This is a genomic window from Ellagibacter sp., assembly GCF_048412355.1.
Classification (GTDB): domain Bacteria; phylum Actinomycetota; class Coriobacteriia; order Coriobacteriales; family Eggerthellaceae; genus Ellagibacter.
In genome coordinates this window covers 23,595-40,554 of the sequence record NZ_DBFSAP010000024.1, presented here as the reverse complement: position 1 = coordinate 40,554, position 16,960 = coordinate 23,595, and the positions used below count along the sequence as shown (strand labels likewise).

The window sequence follows — 16,960 nt, the reverse complement described above, 5'->3', positions numbered from 1 at the left end:
GGCGGCATGTCGCTTGCATAAGGGGTTTTCGCTCGAGAAGCGGATGGAGGGCGCGAAGGCGGCGCTCGAGTTCGAGCCCTCCGCTCGTCGGGGGGCGTGGCGCCGCTGGGCGCCCGAAGGGGGAGTGCGCCCCGATGACGAGGCGTTTTCCCGCGTCGTGCTCGATCTGGGGTGCGGCAAGGGCGAGTACACGGTGGCGCGTGCCGAGGCCGACCCCGAGACGCTTTTCGTGGGCATCGACGTCGACCCCATCTGCGTCATGCGATCGGCCGAGGCGGCATGCGAGGCGGGCGCGGGAAACGTCGTCTTCCTGCACGATGAGGACCCTGACGTTCTTGAGCTGTTCGGCGAAGGGGAGCTTGCAAGCATCCTCATCAACTTCCCGACGCCGTTTCCCAAGAAGAAGCGCGCGCCCCGTCGCCTGACCTACCTCGATCGCCTGATGAAGTACCGCCGCGTGCTTGAAGAGGGCGGCACCGTGCGCATGCGCACCGACTCCACCCCGTTTCGCGACTTCTCTTTAACGCAGCTCGAGCTGGCCGGTTATAAGATCGAGTGGGAAACCGACGACGTGCGCGGGATGTTCCCCGATGAGCCGTGGAGCGGCTACGAGCGCAAGCTCGTGGCGAAAGGCGCGCCGGTCGTGGGTTTTTGTGCGGTGCCGGGGCCTGCCCCCGAGCATGCGGAGCAAACCGCGCCGCTCTCGCTTGTGAGCTACCTTCCCGAGGATTTGGAGAACCTCGACTACATCCCCTTCGGCATGCAGGGCTCGATCGACAACATCGTCGGCTACAACGCGAACCGTCGCAAGAAGGGGCTGCCCGACTGGCGCCCGCCCATCGTTTAGCTGAGTTGGTAGAATTGCCCGTCCCGCCTGTGCGCGGCAGATGATAGCATGGGGAAACGACACCGGTTGGGAAGGGGCGTTTCGTGAGCAGTCCATCAATGCGGGGCTATTGCGACAAAATGCGGCAGGCGAACAAGGAGGCGCGGGCGACGGTTATCGCGCTGGCCTGCATTATCATCGTGTGGCTTGTCGGCGGCTTCGGGCTTGCCGGAACGGATATCGAGGTGTTTCACACGCCGCTTTGGATCATCGGCGGGTGTGTGGCGCCATGGATCGCCGCGATCGTCGCCGCGGTCGTGTTGAGCCGTCGCGTCTTCGTCGATTTCGACTTGGACGACGATTCGACCGATGCCTCCGCCACCGATGGGGCATGCGAGGAGGCTGCGCGCCATGAGTAACCTCGTTGCACTCGTGCCCCTTGTCTTATTCCTTATCCTTGCGCTTGCGGTGAGCCTTGTTGTGCGCCGGCGCACGCATGTGGCCGGCGGCGGTTTCGTGAAGGAATACTTCATCGGTAATCGCGCCCTTGGCGGATTCGTACTCGCTATGACGACGATCGCAACCTACGGCTCGGTGAGCTCGTTCGTGGGCGGCCCCGGGCAGGCGTGGCTCGTTGGCTGGGGCTGGGTTTACATGGCAGTTGTGCAGGTCACAGCCCTCGTTCTGCTCTACGGCATCCTGGGGAAGAAAATGGCGCTCGTCTCGCGCAAGCTCGATGCCGTCACCGTGATCGACGTCATCCGCGCGCGCTATTCCTCCAACGCGCTCGCCAACGTGAGCGCGGTCGTGGTCGTGCTCTTCTTCGCGGCGACGATGGTCGCGCAGTTCGTGGGCGGTGCGAAGCTCTTCGAGGCGGTCACCGGGTACTCGTATTTGGTGGGTCTTGTGCTCTTCGGCGTCGCGGTCGTGCTGTTCACCACCATCGGCGGCTTCCGCGGGGTTGCGGTGACCGACGCGATATGCGGTGTCGCTATGCTTATCGGCATCTTTGTGCTCGCGGCGGGCATCCTCACCGCTGGCGGCGGCTACGAGAACATCATGGACACCATCCGCGCAAACCGCCCCGAGATGCTCGAGCCCTTCGGCGGCGGCTCCATGCCTGCGTCGCTGTACTTCACGCAGTGGCTGCTTGTGGGCATTTTCACGTTCGTCCTGCCCCAATCGGCGGTGCGCTGCATGGGCTTCAAGAACACCAAAGCGCTCCACGGCGCGATGGTCATGGGTACGGTCATTATCGGCCTCATGATGATCGGCGTGACCTCCCTCGGCGTGCTGTCCGCAGGCGTGCTCACCGGCGACCTCGCCAGCTACGGCGGCAGCGTCGACAACATCATCCCGCAGGCCATCGCGCAGACGCTTCCACCCTGGCTTGCCGGCGTGGCTATCATAGGCCCGATTGCGGCGTCGATTTCCACGGTTTCGTCCCTGCTCATCGCTTCGTCGTCGGCGATTATCAAGGATGTCTACCTGCATCATTGCGAATCGGCTGGTAAAAAGCCCACCGAGCGCACTATCGCGCGTTCGAGCCAGGCTGTCACGCTCTGCGTGGGAGCGATCGTGTTCGTGCTAGCGATCGTCCCGCCCGATGTCATCTGGAAGATCAACATGTTCGCGTTCGGCGGCCTTGAGACGGCGTTTTTCTGGGTGCTCGTGTGCGGTCTGTTCTGGAAGCGCGCGGGGAAATGGGGTGCGCTGTTATCGATGATCGGCGGCACCGCCTCGTACTGCTTGTGCATGGCGCTCGGATTCAAGGTGATGGGCCTGCATCAAATCGTAATCGGCATCACGGTCGCGGGCGTGCTCATGGTAGTGGGAAGCCTCCTCGGGCGACGGGATGCGGCGGAGGAGAAGCGCATGCGCGAGGTGTTCTTTCCCGAATAGGAAATCGCGAAGGAAACTAACCGTTGCATAAAGAAGCCGGGCCGCGTGAGTGCGACCCGGCTTCGTGCGTTGTGGCCAGCTGCGACTGAGATTCTCCCGCGGCGGCTTCGCGCGACTGGGCTTCTCCTACCTCGGCTGCTGCGTTTCCTGCCGTTTCGCCCGTCGGCTTGCCGCGGGCCTCGTTAGCGTTCCTTCTTTTCGCGGTTCATCATGCGGCCAATTTCGCTTTGTCGGCGCCGATGCTCGCGAACTGCCGCCTGAGCGAGCCTCTTGCGGCGTTCTTCGCGCTGTTGCGCCGCTTTCTCGACGATGTCGCCGCGCGGTCCTTCCTCGATGTACTGCTCGATTTCGTCTTTGTGCGCAGCGATGTCCTGGGCCGCAGAGTCGAGCAGCGCGTCGAGCGCTCGCTTCCGTTCGGTCTTGCGCTGCAAGGCGAAAGCGGCTTCTTGCCAGGGGATATCCTCGTCCTTCGATTCGCTTGCGTGCACGGCGAGGCGTGCGGCAGCTTCCTGGCGCACCATCATGCGCTCCATATCCAAGTGCTCGTGCAGAATCGTGCGGATGTCGCTCGGGTGCGCGGCGATTTCCTGCACCGCAACAATCGGCTTCGCGTCGATCACGCGGTAGGTGAGCGATGCCAGAAACGGCATGAGGAAAACGGTCACGGCACCTGCGGCGACGAGCGTGCCTGCGACGTCTTGGGTCATCGCGCCCGCCTTCACGGCCACCGACGTCACCGCGACGATGAGCGGCAGCGCCGTCGTGCAGTAGAGCGCCACAGTGATGCGGTTGTGCATGGACAGCTTGTCCTCGCCCTTGCCGAGCGAGAGCGCCACGACGATAGGCACGGCTCGCACCAAAAGCAGCGCGCAGATGAACAAGACGAGCAGGAGCGGGTTCTCGCCCACGCCGGCGAGGTCGATCTTCGCGCCGGAGACGACGAAGAACACGGGGATGAGGAACCCGTAGCCGATCGCGTCGAGCTTCGATTCGAGCTCATGGTCGCCTTCGGGGATGATGTAGCGCAAAACGAAGCCGGCGGCGAACGCGCCGAGCACGATGTCGAGGCTGAACACGGCCGATACGGTGACGAGCCCGATCAAAAGCACCACGGTCACCCGCACGAACGTTTGCGAGGTGGTGTTGCGCTTGTGCATGAGGAACTGGTGGATGCGGTGCCCGCCGCGGCGCGCCTTTGCCGGCACGATGGCCATGATCACGCATATGGCGACGAAGATCGCGAGGATGAGCAGCGTCTGCCATTTGCTGCGCGACGAGAGCAGGAGCGCCATGGCGAGCACGGGGCACAGCTCGCCCCAGGTGCCAAACGACAGGATGCCCTCGCCGACGGGGGTCCCCTCGAGGTCTCGCTCCTTGATGATCGGCATGAGCGTGCCGAGCGCCGTCGTGGTGAGCGCGATGGCCACAGCGAGCCCGTCGATGTGGCTTACGGAGAGGCTCGGCGACAAAAGCACGAGAACAAGCGCGATCGCCATGCTGATAAACCAGGTGGCAAGCCCCTTCTTCCCCTGTTTTCCCGAAAGGCTCTTCGGGTTGATCTCATAGCCTGCAAGGAGGAACAAAAACGCAAGGCCAAGCTCGGAGAGCATGTCGATTGAGTCGGTCAGCTCGATGACCCCCGCCATGTAGGGCCCTAATAGCGCGCCCGCCAAAAGGAGGATGACGGTTTCGGGTACGAGTCCGCGCGGGACGAGCTTGGCGATGATGGGGGCTGTCGCGGCGACGAGTGCAGCGGTGAACAGCGATATGAAATCGGTGGGCATGAGGTCTTCTTTGCTGACGGTTCGGCGGTCTGCTAGTCTGCGAGGTACTCCTGCAGTTTCGGCCACAGCCGGGCCGCTTCGGCAAGCCCCTGCTCGTACAACGCGAGCAGCTTCTCGGCGTCGTGCTCCATGGAGGACACGGTGACAGGCTCGGGCGGGCGGATCACGAAGATGCGCCCCGCTGCTTGTTCGCGCTCGATCCAGCGGTAAAGGCGGTTGTACTCGTAGTGGCGATACTGCAGGCGATCAATATAGTACGGGTAGTCGGCATAACGCTGACGCATGAGCGCCATGAGCTTGTTCGGCTTCTTCTCGTAGCTAGCGGCTTGGGTGAGCACGACGATGTGCTTGCTTGCGCCGGTGAGCATCGAGTGGAGAAGCGGCACGCTGTCGGAGGTGCCGCCGTCGAGAAGCAGCTTGCCGTCTGCCTCGACGATCTGGCTCACGAGCGGCATCGATGACGACGCGATGAGATAGGGCAGGTCATCGTGGTAGTCGCGCACCTTATGGTAGTCGGCCTCGCCGGTTTCGAGGTTGGTCGACACGGCTTCGAATCGGATGGGCGAGCGGCGAAACGCCTCGTAGTCGAACGGGTCGAGCACGTCGGGAATCTCGTGGAAGGCGAACTCGCGGCCGTAGGCGTTTCCCGTGTGGACGAAGCTCTGCATCGACAGGTAGCGGTTGTCGGCGGCATACTTCACGTTGATCAGGCTTGACCTGCCGGGCGCGCCCGCCACGTAGTTCCCGCCGCAAAGCGCGCCCGCCGACACGCCGACGACGTATTCGCAGAAAAGCTTTTGGTCCATGAAGAAATCGAGCACGCCCGCGGTGAACTGCCCGCGCATCGCCCCGCCTTCGAGCACGAGGTTCGCGTGGGCAAGCGGTACACCCTCCCACGCGGGCGCCTTGTGCATGCGGGCATGCTCGCTGCCGCCTTCGCCTGGTTCCCTGTTCTCATCTGCGCTGCTGGTCGCGCAATTTGAAAGCTGGTCTTCCGTAGGCTCGCTCATGGGGCACCCTTTCTCTTCTCGGGTGCCATTATAGTTCAGATTCATGCCGTTCCAGTAACGCCTCGTTTACGTTTCGCGGGTAAGCGATACAATACGTTGATGCAAGCGTCGGGTTTGACGCCCGATGCGGAACCTGGTTTCAAATCACTTGTTCAGGAGGAAGGGAACATGAGCGAAATGGTAACCTCTTCGGATTTCGATGAGAAGGTTCTGAAATCCGACGTCCCCGTTCTTGTGGATTTTTTCGCGACATGGTGCGGCCCGTGCCGCATGCTCGGCCCCGTTGTCGAGGAAGTCGCCGCTGAGAAGGCCGGCGAGGCCAAGGTGTACAAGCTCGACATCGATCAAAGCCCCGACATCGCGCAGCGCTACGGCGTGATGAGCGTGCCGACGCTGATTCTGTTCGAGGGTGGCGCGCCGAAGCGCCAGATGGTGGGCGCGCAGCCGAAGCAGAACGTGCTCGCGCTGTTCGCGTAAACTGTATTATCCGAGCGCAATGGGAAGGCGCTGCGGGGCGACGTTCGCCTTGCAGCGCCTTTTTGCGTTTCGAGGGTATACTCTGTGAGAACGGGATGCAATCGGGTGAAAGGCGGAAATGCCATGAACGAAAACGACGTGCTCGACGTGGCGGTGATCGGCGCGGGCCCCGCTGGGCTCACGGCAGGGCTCTATGCGGCGCGCGCGGGGCTTTCAGTCGCCATCTACGAGAGGATTTCCCCTGGTGGGCAGCTTGCTCAAACCGAGCGGGTGGAAAACTACCCGGGCTTTGCAGAAGGCGCCGACGGCTTCGAGCTCGCTTGGGCGATGAAGGAGCAGGCGGAGCACTTCGGGGCTGTTATCGTGAGCGAGGAAGTGACGGCGGTCGACTTTTCGGGCGAGGTGAAGACGCTCACGACGCCTTTCGGCCAGCATAAGGCGAGAAGCGTCATCGTGGCGACGGGCGCGCGGCCGCGCAAGATGGGCCTTGCGGGGGAAGACGAGCTCGCAGGACGCGGCGTGTCGTATTGCGCGACCTGCGATGGCAACTTCTTTCGCGGGAAAAGCGTGTGCGTGCTCGGCGGCGGGAACACTGCCGCAGCGGACGCGAAGTACCTCGCGCGCATCTGCGAGCGCGTCTACCTCATCCATCGCCGCGACACGCTGCGCGCCTCGGCGGTCGACCGCGAGCGCCTCTCCTCGCTTCCCAACGTTGAGTTCGTGTGGAACTCGCGCATTGCCGATCTGCGCTCGGAAGAGGGGCGTCTTTCCGCCGTGGAGGTCGAGGATGTGGCAACCGGAGCGCGGAGGATGCTTCCTGCCGAAGGGCTGTTCGTCGCAATCGGGACGATTCCCAATACCGATTTTCTCGAGGGCGCGCTTTCTGTTGACGAGGGCGGCTACATCGTGGCCGATGAGTCGGGCGCTACGAGTGTGCCCGGCGTGTTCACAGCGGGCGATGTGCGCGCGAAGGGCTTGCGCCAGGTGGTGACGGCCGTCTCCGACGGGGCGATAGCCGCCGAGAGCGCCGCCGCATACGTCGCCTCGCGGTAACGGGTGTGCGAGAGTGCGAGCGAGGCCGTTTGTAAAATCGAAGGTAAAATCAGGTTTGACGCAAATAAGGCGTCGTTTCAATAGGGCCCGTATTGGGGTATAGTGTCGGAGGCGTATAAGCTTGCGATAACGAGGAGAGAGATGATGCGTTCGCTTCGAAAGGGCATCGTCGCATTTGCGATGTTCGCACTACTCAGTACGATTCCTGCTGTGGCCTGGGCTGATGGCACTATCAACGCGGAACCCGCTGCGAATGGGGCGCTTCAGGCGGGCCAGGTTGCCACCTGGGACTGCTCCGATGGGGGCATCGCTCCCGAGAGCGTTTACGGCCGCGTGGACAAGCCGACGGTCACCTTCGTCACGCAGGGCACGTTCTATCAGGACACTGCCCGCAACATGCTCGATTATATCAACGAGGCCCGCAGCGCAGTGGGCGCGGCCCCTCTGACGTGGAGCTACGAGCTCGAGGTCTGCGCGATGCAGCGTGCCGCCGAGATTTCGATCAGTGGAATTTACGGCCCCTTCTTCAGCCATACGCGTCCGAGTGGCGAGGATTGCTTCACTGTGGTTGATGATGTCATGCTGAGCAACTCCTACTACGCGCTCGGCGAGAACATTCTTGGGACAACGTACGACGTAGCGGAAGCTAACGATTGGTGGACAAACTCTCCCGGCCACTATGCGAACATGATCAACGAGGACTTCAACACGGTCGGCGTTGCGTGCTTCGATGGCTATTGGGTCGAGGTCTTCGGCTATCAACCGTTCGAGACCACCGAGTAGGCTGCCGTAAACGGAACCTACTACGTCAATATCGAAATGGGCCAGTGCAACCTCGGCCTCTTCTTCCCCGATTTCGAGGCGGGCGAGTGGTATGCCGACACCATGGTGTACATGCTCAACAACGGCCTCATCACGGGCTACAACGACGGCACTCACCGACTGGGTGTCTACGACTCGATCAAGCGCGGCGACGTCGCGATGATCCTGTGGCGCATGGCGGGCAAGCCGCAAGTTTCGGTGGAGCAGTTCTACGACGTGCCTAGTGACTCGTACTATTCGGATGCAATCAACTGGGCCCGCGCGGCGGGAATCATCGGCGGCTACACTGACCCCGTTGACGGCACTCCGCTCAATCTGTTCGGCCCCGAAGACTACGTCACGCGCGAGCAGTTCGCGGTGATGATCGCTAAGTACGCGAACATTCTCTACGGGGTCAATTTGTCGAGCGACGGCTCGAAGCTTGCTTCCATGCCCGACGCTTCGTCTGTGAGCCCCTGGGCGCGCGCCAGCTTGGCCTGGGCGCTCGATGCGGGCGTCATGGATGGCAAGAATGTCGACGGCACGCGTTACCTTGACCCGCAGGGTTCGGCCTGGCGCTCCGCCGTTGGCAAGATGACTGCAACGCTTGAGCGTGACGTGTTGCAGTAAAACGAAGCTTCCAGCCTGCAAGATTATCGCTTTCGCTGGCATTTCGCCGACATGAGCGTATTTCCTGCGAAGGTCTCAGGGCGTCTCTCACGCGAGGGGCGCCCTTTTGGTATCATTGTTCAGCTACGGATAACGCAATTCGCATAAAGGAACGCACGCAATGCAAGATAACGACATGCGCGAGAAGCTTGAGAAGATCATTTCCGCCTACGAGGAGCTCCAGGCGAAGATGAGCGACCCTGCAGTTCTCGCCGATCAAAAGGCATACAATCACCTCGCCAAGGAATACGCGAACCAAGGCCCGCTCACCGCGAAGGCGCGCGAGTACCTCGCATGCTGCAGCGACATCGACGACGCCAAAGAGATGCTCGCCGATCCCGACATGAAGGAGTTCGCACAGGAGACCATCGCCGAGGCCGAATCGAAGATGCCTGCCCTCGAAGAGGACATCAAGTTCATGCTCATTCCCTCGGACCCTGCCGACGAGAAGGACATCATCGTGGAGATCCGCGCTGCTGCCGGCGGCGACGAGGCGGCGATCTTCGCGGGCGACCTGTTCAAGATGTATGAGCGCTTCTGCTCTTCCCAGAAGTGGAAGATCGAGCTTATGGACGTTTCCCCGTCCGAGGCAGGCGGGTACAAGGAAATCCAGTTCAAGGTGAAGGGCGACAAGGTGTACTCCGTCATGAAGTACGAGTCTGGCGTGCACCGCGTGCAACGCGTGCCCAAGACAGAAAGCCAGGGTCGTATCCACACGTCCACGGCGACTGTTGCCGTGCTTCCCGAGGCCGACGAGGTTGAGGTCGACATCAATGAGAACGACCTGCGCATCGACGTGTTCCGCGCCGGCGGCCCCGGCGGACAGTGCGTCAACACGACCGACTCCGCCGTGCGCATCACGCACCTGCCGACCGGCCTTGTCGTGCAGTCTCAGGACCAGAAGTCGCAGCTGCAGAACAAGATTGCGGCGATGGCCGTTCTTCGCGCGCGCCTCTACGAGAAGATGCTTGCCGAGCAGCAGGCTGCCGAAGGTGCCGAGCGCCTCGCGCAGATCGGTTCGGGCGATCGCTCCGAGAAGATTCGCACCTACAACCTTCCTCAGGACCGCGTGACCGACCACCGCATTGGCTTCAACTCCACGTACAGCTCGGTTCTCGACGGCGACGGGCTGGGCGATGTTATCACCGCACTTCAGGCGGCAGACCGCGCCCGCAAGCTTGCCGAAGCTGTTTAGTTTCGCTGTTCTGACGTGCGACGAGAAATGTGACGCTGCGAAGGGTCTCTGCCTTGCGCTTGCACGATGATGCGGGCTCGCGTACCAAAAGAGTGCGCGTTGCCCCTGCATCCTGCGAGTTCAAGGAGGGGCCCTTCTTGTTGGTTTTACTGCAAGCTAGTGCGATGCGAGAAGGGGTTGTTTCCCGATGACGGATGACGTGTGGACGATTAAAGCTGCGCTCGAGTGGACGCAGGGATATCTTGCGCGCAAGGGCGATGAGAACCCGCGTCTGTCGGCGGAATGGCTTCTTGCCGAGGCCACGGGGCTGCGTCGCGTGGAACTCTACGTCAATTTCGATAGGCCCCTCTCGATGGAGGAGCGCGACATCCTTCGCGGTTACGTGTCGCGCCGCGGGACTGGCGAGCCGCTGCAATACATCACTGGCGAGGTTGCGTTCCGCCATATTGCGGTGAAGGTGCGCCCAGGCGTGCTCATCCCACGCCCTGAGACCGAGGTGCTTGTGAGCGAGGCGCTCTCGCTTTTGCCTCCCGCTGGCCGCCGCGTGGCGCGCGACTCGCAAATCGGTGCCTGGGAGGGCGATCTTCTGCGTGCAGCGGAGGCAGCCGATGGGGAAGCGGGCGACGGATCGAATGCATTTTCCCAGGTAGTTGATGCGCTTGGTGAAGCGGAAGGCTTCGCTTCGGACGGCGCGGACACCTCGGGCGATTCCGCTGCCGAAACGCTATTCGTGGCTGATTTGTGCACGGGGAGCGGTTGCATCGCGTGCTCGATCGCCTACGAGCGTTCCGACACCCGCGTCATCGCCACCGACATCTCGCCTGACGCCGTTGCGCTTGCGGGCGAGAACGTGGATGCGCTCAGGCTTGCCGACCGCGTGCGCGTCGTCGAATGCGACCTTGCGGCGGGCGTTCCCGAGGCGGCGATTGGCAAGCTTCACCTGGTTGTTTCCAATCCGCCTTACGTTCCCACCGCCGTCATGGCGGAAATCCCCCAGGAGGTTGCGGCCTTCGAGCCCGCGCTTGCCCTTGAAGGGGGCGCTGATGGGCTCGATGTGTTCCGCCGCGAGATCGAATGGTGCCGGCAGGCGTTGCGCCCTGGCGGCGGCTGCGCGTTCGAGCTGCACGAGACCTGCCTTGACGAAGCGGCATCGCTTGCGCGCGCGGCGGGCTTCGTCGATGTGCGCATCGTCGCCGACCTCGCTGGTAGGCCGCGCGTTCTCACGGCGCGAAAGCCGGAGTGCTAGCACCTCGCGCAACACGAGCTTCGGCGGTCGCTCTCTTTGCGGTAGAATAGCGCTATTCGACTATGTCTACTATGGTGAGGAGCGTACATGTCTGCTGATAACGTGCTCAAAGCGAATCTCGAAGAAGCGGCTGGCGTCCTGCGGGAGCGCCTCGGCGATCGCGAGCCCGCGGTCGGCATTGTGCTCGGATCGGGGCTCGGCCCCCTGGCCGAGCAGATTGAGGATGCCATCATCGTCCCGTTCGGCGAGATTCCCCATATGAAGCGCAGCACGGCGACGGGGCACAAGGGCCGCTTCGTGTGCGGCGAGCTCGGTGGGAAGTGCGTGCTCGCCATGCAGGGTCGCCTGCACGGATACGAGGGGAATTCGCCGCAGGAGGTCGCGTTCCCCATCTGGCTTATGCACCTTCTGGGCGTGCGCGCGCTCATCACGACGAACGCGGCGGGCGCCATCAACGAGACCTATGCCCCCGGCGAGTTTTGCATCATGAGTGACCATATCAACTTCACTGGGCGCAACCCCGTTGTGGGCATCGAGCCCGACGGCATTGCGTTCCGCTTCTTCTCGATGACCGACGCGTACGACCCTGAGCTGCGCGCTGTTGCCCGCAAGGTCGCAGATGAGCGCGGCGTCGCGGTTCAGGAGGGTGTGTACCTGGGGCTTTTGGGGCCGAGCTTCGAGACTCCCGCAGAGATTCGCGCATTCCGCGCATGGGGCGCCGACACGGTTGCCATGAGCGTGTGCGAGGAGGTCATCGCAGCTCGCCATGTGGGCATGCGCGTGCTCGGCATCTCGCTCGTGTCGAATATGGCAGCGGGCGTGGAGGGATCTTCCCCGAGCGATACCGAGGTCTTCGAGGTTGCCAAAGAGGCGGAACCGAAGTTCTGCCGGCTCATTGAGGGCATCGTCGAGGAGGCTGTGCTCTAAGTCGCCTTCCAGGGTGTGTTCCCAAGGTGCGTTCCGAATTAAGATAATCGAGCGGCGGCGCGAGGAGAATCGCGTCGCCGCCTTCGTTTGGGAGTATGATTGACCGCGTCAATTGCGAGGGAAAGCGTGTGCTGGTGAAAGAGGAAGCGAAGCGAAGGATCAAGCTGGGATGTGCTGCGGCGGGTGCGCTTGCGGCGGCAGTCCTTATCGCGACCTGCCCGATTCCGGGACTGTCCTATCAGGCAACGGCGGTGCTCGGCATCCTTATCATGGCTATCGTGTGGTGGATTACCGGCGTTCTGCCCGAGTTCGTCACTGCAGTCGTGATGGCGGTGCTCTTTGTCGTGGTCGCCGGCATCTCCGTCGGCGCGACGTTCTCGACGTTCGCATCATCCACCTGGTGGTTGCTGCTTTCGGCCTTTACGCTCGGGGTCGGCATGAAGACGAGCGGTCTTATGAAGCGCATCGCCTTGGCGATCGTGCGCAAGTTTCCGCGTACCTTTCGATGCCAAGTCATCGCCCAACTCGTCGCGGGAACCGTTCTCGGCCCCTTGATTCCAAGCCTCGCCGTCAAAGGCGCCATGCTCGCTCCGCTTGCCATGAATATCGGGGACGAGCTGGGCTATGAGCGTCAGGGCAAGCGTGCGACCGGGCTGTTTGCGGCGATGCTCGTGGGCATTCGCACGGTCGCGCCGACGATCGTGTCTGCGTCGATTACGGGTTATGCGCTCATGGCGACTCTGCCTGCCGATGTGCAGGAACAGTTTAATATGGCGTCGTGGTTTGTGGCGGCGCTGCCGTGGCTGGTGGTCGTGCTCGTGCTGAACTACTTCTTGATCATGGGGATATACGGGCGAGGGGAAGCATCTGCTTGCGACGCTGTCGAAGATTCTCCTTCTGGCACCGTCGGCGCATTCGGCAACGCCCAGTCGCTCAGACAGTCCTCGCTGCGCTGCGGAACTCGCTTTGTGGGCGCCGCCGAATGCGCCGACTCCAGGCAGGATGAAGCAGAGGGCTCTGTTGTCGGACCCTCGCGCGGAGGGATAGATGAGGGCGGCAACCAGCCGATTCCCGATGGATTAGGACCGCTTTCGGCGGTGGAGAAGCGCATGCTCGGCATCATCCTCGTCACCGTCGTCTTATGGGCAACCGAGCCGTTCCACCATGTGTCCGCCATGGCGGTCGGCCTTGCGGCGCTCGTCGCCATGTTCGTGCTGAAAGTGATCGACGTCCCCGCATTCAAGTCGGGTGTGAACTGGACGTCGCTCCTCTTCATCGGCATTGCGCTCGGGCTGGGCTCGGTGTTCGCCGAGGCGGGGCTCAACGATTGGGTCATGCAGACGTGCGGCCCTGCCTTCCAGGCGCTTGCGGGCAATCCGTATCTGCTCGTGCTCGGAATCGGCGTGATCACGGTGGTGCTTCGGTTCCTCATCGTTTCCGAGGTGGCGTACCTCAATCTGCTCATGGCGTTCCTTGTGCCGATGGCGGCGAGTGTGGGCGTGAACCCGTGGGTACTCGGATTCTCGGCGTACGCGCTCGTCATTGCTTGGTTCGCGAAATATCAAAGCCCGATTTACCTTGCCGCGTTCTATGCGGTCGATGGTAAGATGGCGAAGCATTCAGAACTTGCCAAGTACTGCGGGGTCTATCTTGCGACCTGCCTTGTGGGGCTCGCGGTCTCCGTGCCATATTGGCAGTGGATGGGCTTGTTGTAGCGGCTTGCCGCAAGAGTCGAAAGGGGACCTACATGTTGGTTCTGACCGTTGGGAGCGAGGCGCGCACGCACAAATATCTGCCTGACCTGCCGATTACGCGCGAGGTGGAACTCGTGTGCGCCGAGCGGGGCACCGCGAACGATGACCTGCTCGCCCTCGCACCCGATGCCTCCGTCATCGTCGCCGATGCCATAAGCCCGGTGGATGCGCAGCTTATCGCGGCCATGCCGAATCTCAAGCTCATCCATTCCGAGGGCGTGGCGTTCAACGCGATCGATGTGGACGCGGCGCGCGCTCGGGGCATTGCCGTGTGCAATTGCGCGGGCGTGAACGCGGGGACTGTCGCTGAGCAGGCTGTCATGCTCATGCTCATGTGCTTAAGGCGTGCGCTCGAAGGCGACAGGGCGGTTCGCGAGGGTCGCCAAATCGCCCTTAAGGAGCGCATGATGGTGGAGGGCTTCCGCGAGCTGGGAGATTGCACAGTCGGGTTCGTGGGCTTCGGTGCGATTGGTCAGGCGACTGCTCGCTACCTTCGTCCCTGGGGCTGCAAGATGCTCTACAACAAGCACCATCCGCTCGACGAGGGTCTCGAGAACGAGCTGGGCGTTCGCTTCGCAAGCCTTGACGACCTGCTTGCCGCCTGCGACATCGTGAGCCTGCACGTTCCCGTGACCGATGAGACGCGCGGTATGGTCGACGGGGAGTTCCTCGCGAAGATGCGCCCCGACGGCGTGCTTGTGAACACGGCGCGCGGCGACATTGTGGATCAGGAGGCGCTTGTTGCGGCGCTCGAAGCGGGCAACATCGCCGCGGCGGGTCTCGACACGCTCTCGCCAGAGCCTGTGACCTGCGATAATCCTCTCGTGAACCTTTCTGCCGTTGCGTCGAGGCGCGTGGTGTTTTCGCCGCACGTGGGCGGCGTCGCGGAAGGCATGTTCTACCGCGCCCATCGGGGCATTTGGGAGAACATCGCGCGTGTTGCGGCGGGGGAAGACCTCGTAAACCGCGTGTGCTAGCGCCCCCTCGGCTTTTCCTGATCATTATTGGGGTTGACTCTTGCGAATTGCAGCGGAATCGGGAAGTCGTGGACAAAAAGACGCGATATGCGAGCCTGCAATCGAGAATCGCAAGGTCTAGCCTGCTGGCCGGTTTTCGCGACCTGGGGTTTTGTTGAAAGTCGTCAGCTTCAAGTGTCCAACTTGACGATTAGGACTCGCATATCGCGTCTTTTTGTCCCCGGAGGCTTCGTTTCCTCTCTCGAACTCGCGTGAGGGGGGACGCTTGGCGTTCTTGCGCGGTCGCCCTCTGCGAGCGCGACTTAGATGGGGCTGTATTCGCTTCCGGGCAGAAGGAACCCTTGGCTTTCCATGTCGCGTCCTATCTCGCGGTATTCCTCGGCGGCATCGACAAGGCTGGCCAGCTCGTCGTCGCGAAGCGGGCGGATGGGCTTTGCGGGCGAGCCGAACGCCATCCACCCGTCGGGGATGTCGGCCGTGCCCGTCACGAGCGAGCCCGCGCCCACGAGGCATCGTTCACCTACTTTGGCGTGGTCGATGACGATCGCGCCCATTCCGATGAGCGATCCGTCTCCGATTTCGCAGCCGTGGATGATGGCGCCGTGGCCAACCGTCACGTTCTCGCCGATGCGTGTCACCTCTCCCGCGTTCACGTGGACGCAGCAGTTCTCCTGGATGTTCGTACCGGCTCCGATTTCGATGCTCCCGTCGAAATCGCCGCGGATCGTCGCACCTTCGAGCACAGTGACGTCGGGCCCGACCGTCACGTCGCCGACGACGGTCGCATTTTTCGCGATATGCGCTTTGGGGTCGATGTGCAATCCTGCGCGGTAATCCATGTCGAAAAGCTTTCTCTGAGGCGCCGAACTTGACGTTCGGGGGGGGGTGCTACGTTTTTCATTATACGCAATCGAAGAAGCGCGCCCCATCGCGCTCATAGGTTGTCGTCTTCGTGGAATCACGCGAAGATACCCTGTCGCTTTGCGGGTTTCGTTGCAAAAGCGTACAGGAGGGTCGTAAACTCCTCTTTACGGCAAAGGGGGATTTGCCAGGAAGGCGCGATTCGGCTGTCAAGTCGAGCTTACGACGATGCTTTGATAGTTGCTGAGATGATGATGAAGGGGGAATCATGCAACTTGACGATATCGAAGTGCTTGTGACCGTTTCGGAGACGAAAAGCTTGTCGCAGGCGGCGGAGCGGCTTTACATGTCCCGCCCCGGACTGTCCCAAAAAATCGCGAACATCGAGGCGCGCTTCGGGATGAAGCTCTACGAGCGCACGTCGACCGGCGTGGTGCCAACGCCCGCCGGGGTTATTGTTACGAAATTCGCGCGGAAGATGACGTCGCTCGAAAGCCTGCTCGCCGCAGAGCTCGCGGCGGTCGACGAGAACTTCGACTCGACGATCGAGGTCGGGATGAGCTTCGCCGACGGCGTTACGCTTTTGCCGGCGCTCGTGAAGAAGTTCCACGACCTGCACCCCGATGCGCTCGTCCATCTGGAAGCGGGCTACGAACCTGGGCTGCTGAAGAAGCTCAAGGACGGCGACATCAACTTCGCGATCCTGGAAAACGAATCGGTCGAGGAGGGGATTGCGACGGAGACGCTCGGGTACTCCCAGCTGCTCTTCTGCGCGCCCGACAAGCCGCCGTACAATTCGACGCCCCAACCGGTGAAGATCAAGACGCTGCTCGAATGGCCCATGATCATCTACGAATGGTACTCGGGGCGCCATATGGTGGGCAACCGCCACTTCCGCGACCGTTACGGCCTCTCGCTTCGCGACCACAACATGGTTGCCCGGTTCGACACCCACGAGGCTATGATGAACGGGGTCCGCGCAGGTTTGGGGTGGGCGTCGGTCCCCCGCTGCATCGCGCGGCGCTATCGCAACGACCCGAACATCATCTGGTTCGAAGTGGACACCGACCCCATGCGCTATCCCATCGATCTTGCCTGGAACGCCGAGCGCGCCATCTCGCCGCTTGCGCTCGAGTTCATGGACTTCGTTCGCAACAACATCCCCGATGGGTATTTCTGCTCCGACGACAAACAGTAGGGGATGATGCGTCGCCGCGTTGCTCCGCTCCTCTTATCTGCATGATGGCTCGATCTGATAATGCTCCCAATCGGGAGCATTATCTTTATAGTCGCACACTCAAATTACTGAAGTTAACTTTTTCTCGCTGCAAAGCACGCTTTTCGACCGCCGTAAACGGTTCTTTCCATGCAAGAAAACCTTTACGGCAGCGGTAAGCGACTCCGACAGCGAAATCCTCGAAGCCTCTTTTCAGCGCCGTTTGCGCTCCCTATCCTTCCATTCAACGCCGAATACAAGC

At 62.0% G+C, this 16,960-nt stretch carries 16 protein-coding genes; 13 read left to right on the top strand and 3 right to left on the bottom strand.

All coding sequences use genetic code 11. The annotated features are described in order from the left end of the window. Nucleotides 1-13 precede the first annotated feature (13 nt). From trmB to panF, 3 genes are all read left to right on the top strand, one after another. Complete coding sequence (trmB, locus tag ACMRQN_RS03700; protein WP_418733872.1) at nucleotides 14-847, top strand: tRNA (guanine(46)-N(7))-methyltransferase TrmB; 834 nt, start codon at nucleotides 14-16, stop codon at nucleotides 845-847. Between the two features lie 83 nt (nucleotides 848-930). Continuing rightward, on the top strand, nucleotides 931-1,245 hold the full coding sequence (locus tag ACMRQN_RS03695; protein WP_418733871.1) for a YhdT family protein: 315 nt from the start codon (nucleotides 931-933) through the stop codon (nucleotides 1,243-1,245). After that, entirely contained in the window at nucleotides 1,238-2,728 is a 1,491-nt protein-coding gene (gene panF, locus ACMRQN_RS03690) for a sodium/pantothenate symporter (RefSeq protein ID WP_418733870.1), read from the top strand. Before ACMRQN_RS03695 ends, panF begins: the two co-directional genes overlap by 8 nt. A gap of 182 nt (nucleotides 2,729-2,910) precedes the next feature. On the opposite strand, the gene ACMRQN_RS03685 is transcribed toward panF, so the two are convergent. Continuing rightward, the gene (locus ACMRQN_RS03685; RefSeq protein WP_418733869.1) at nucleotides 2,911-4,512 is read right to left on the bottom strand and encodes a cation:proton antiporter; all 1,602 of its coding nucleotides are present in this window, start codon (nucleotides 4,510-4,512) and stop codon (nucleotides 2,911-2,913) included. Between the two features lie 32 nt (nucleotides 4,513-4,544). Beyond that, nucleotides 4,545-5,426 (bottom strand): patatin-like phospholipase family protein, encoded by an 882-nt coding sequence (locus ACMRQN_RS03680; RefSeq protein ID WP_418733891.1) that lies wholly within the window; start codon nucleotides 5,424-5,426, stop codon nucleotides 4,545-4,547. Between the two features lie 264 nt (nucleotides 5,427-5,690). Between ACMRQN_RS03680 and trxA the strand changes: the two genes are divergently transcribed. The 9 genes from trxA (at nucleotide 5,691) to ACMRQN_RS03635 (ending at nucleotide 14,621) form a co-directional block, all read left to right on the top strand. Next, nucleotides 5,691-5,999, top strand: a complete 309-nt coding sequence (trxA, locus tag ACMRQN_RS03675; RefSeq protein ID WP_297151886.1) for a thioredoxin — start codon at nucleotides 5,691-5,693, stop codon at nucleotides 5,997-5,999. A 123-nt stretch (nucleotides 6,000-6,122) separates the two neighbouring features. Beyond that, nucleotides 6,123-7,052, top strand: a complete 930-nt coding sequence (gene trxB, locus ACMRQN_RS03670; RefSeq protein ID WP_418733868.1) for a thioredoxin-disulfide reductase — start codon at nucleotides 6,123-6,125, stop codon at nucleotides 7,050-7,052. Between the two features lie 141 nt (nucleotides 7,053-7,193). Beyond that, entirely contained in the window at nucleotides 7,194-7,835 is a 642-nt protein-coding gene (locus tag ACMRQN_RS03665) for a CAP domain-containing protein (RefSeq protein ID WP_418733867.1), read from the top strand. 36 nt (nucleotides 7,836-7,871) lie between these two features. Beyond that, on the top strand, nucleotides 7,872-8,483 hold the full coding sequence (locus ACMRQN_RS03660) for an S-layer homology domain-containing protein (protein WP_418733866.1): 612 nt from the start codon (nucleotides 7,872-7,874) through the stop codon (nucleotides 8,481-8,483). Between the two features lie 160 nt (nucleotides 8,484-8,643). Next, nucleotides 8,644-9,717, top strand: coding sequence for a peptide chain release factor 1 (gene prfA, locus ACMRQN_RS03655; RefSeq protein ID WP_246155790.1), 1,074 nt, complete (start codon nucleotides 8,644-8,646; stop codon nucleotides 9,715-9,717). Between the two features lie 187 nt (nucleotides 9,718-9,904). Beyond that, a complete protein-coding gene (locus tag ACMRQN_RS03650; protein WP_418733865.1) occupies nucleotides 9,905-10,963 on the top strand; it encodes a N5-glutamine methyltransferase family protein in 1,059 nt (352 codons plus the stop codon). Between the two features lie 87 nt (nucleotides 10,964-11,050). Beyond that, nucleotides 11,051-11,890: a purine-nucleoside phosphorylase gene (locus tag ACMRQN_RS03645; RefSeq protein WP_418733864.1), complete on the top strand. Its 840-nt coding sequence runs from the start codon at nucleotides 11,051-11,053 to the stop codon at nucleotides 11,888-11,890. 128 nt (nucleotides 11,891-12,018) lie between these two features. Beyond that, complete coding sequence (locus ACMRQN_RS03640; RefSeq protein ID WP_418733863.1) at nucleotides 12,019-13,605, top strand: SLC13 family permease; 1,587 nt, start codon at nucleotides 12,019-12,021, stop codon at nucleotides 13,603-13,605. 32 nt (nucleotides 13,606-13,637) lie between these two features. After that, nucleotides 13,638-14,621 carry a 2-hydroxyacid dehydrogenase gene (locus ACMRQN_RS03635; protein ID WP_418733862.1) on the top strand — a complete coding sequence of 328 codons (984 nt, stop codon included), beginning with the start codon at nucleotides 13,638-13,640 and terminating at the stop codon, nucleotides 14,619-14,621. A gap of 302 nt (nucleotides 14,622-14,923) precedes the next feature. On the opposite strand, the gene ACMRQN_RS03630 is transcribed toward ACMRQN_RS03635, so the two are convergent. Further along, nucleotides 14,924-15,460, bottom strand: coding sequence for a gamma carbonic anhydrase family protein (locus tag ACMRQN_RS03630; RefSeq protein ID WP_329980300.1), 537 nt, complete (start codon nucleotides 15,458-15,460; stop codon nucleotides 14,924-14,926). Between the two features lie 290 nt (nucleotides 15,461-15,750). On the opposite strand from ACMRQN_RS03630, the gene ACMRQN_RS03625 reads away from it, so the two are divergent. Continuing rightward, the gene (locus ACMRQN_RS03625) at nucleotides 15,751-16,680 is read left to right on the top strand and encodes a LysR family transcriptional regulator (RefSeq protein ID WP_418733861.1); all 930 of its coding nucleotides are present in this window, start codon (nucleotides 15,751-15,753) and stop codon (nucleotides 16,678-16,680) included. Nucleotides 16,681-16,960 lie beyond the last annotated feature (280 nt).

Excerpts from the sequence above, each read along its gene's own strand:
- ACMRQN_RS03680 (WP_418733891.1), bottom strand. The coding sequence starts at position 5,426 with ATGCACAAGGCGCCCGCGTGGGAGGGTGTACCGCTTGCCCACGCGAAC.
- ACMRQN_RS03625 (WP_418733861.1), top strand. The coding sequence starts at position 15,751 with ATGCAACTTGACGATATCGAAGTGCTTGTGACCGTTTCGGAGACGAAA.
- ACMRQN_RS03645 (WP_418733864.1), top strand. The coding sequence starts at position 11,051 with ATGTCTGCTGATAACGTGCTCAAAGCGAATCTCGAAGAAGCGGCTGGC.
- ACMRQN_RS03660 (WP_418733866.1), top strand. The coding sequence starts at position 7,872 with ATGGGCCAGTGCAACCTCGGCCTCTTCTTCCCCGATTTCGAGGCGGGC.
- trxB (WP_418733868.1), top strand. The coding sequence starts at position 6,123 with ATGAACGAAAACGACGTGCTCGACGTGGCGGTGATCGGCGCGGGCCCC.
- ACMRQN_RS03650 (WP_418733865.1), top strand. The coding sequence starts at position 9,905 with ATGACGGATGACGTGTGGACGATTAAAGCTGCGCTCGAGTGGACGCAG.
- ACMRQN_RS03635 (WP_418733862.1), top strand. The coding sequence starts at position 13,638 with ATGTTGGTTCTGACCGTTGGGAGCGAGGCGCGCACGCACAAATATCTG.
- trxA (WP_297151886.1), top strand. The coding sequence starts at position 5,691 with ATGAGCGAAATGGTAACCTCTTCGGATTTCGATGAGAAGGTTCTGAAA.
- ACMRQN_RS03665 (WP_418733867.1), top strand. The coding sequence starts at position 7,194 with ATGATGCGTTCGCTTCGAAAGGGCATCGTCGCATTTGCGATGTTCGCA.
- panF (WP_418733870.1), top strand. The coding sequence starts at position 1,238 with ATGAGTAACCTCGTTGCACTCGTGCCCCTTGTCTTATTCCTTATCCTT.
- ACMRQN_RS03685 (WP_418733869.1), bottom strand. The coding sequence starts at position 4,512 with ATGCCCACCGATTTCATATCGCTGTTCACCGCTGCACTCGTCGCCGCG.
- ACMRQN_RS03630 (WP_329980300.1), bottom strand. The coding sequence starts at position 15,460 with ATGGATTACCGCGCAGGATTGCACATCGACCCCAAAGCGCATATCGCG.
- prfA (WP_246155790.1), top strand. The coding sequence starts at position 8,644 with ATGCAAGATAACGACATGCGCGAGAAGCTTGAGAAGATCATTTCCGCC.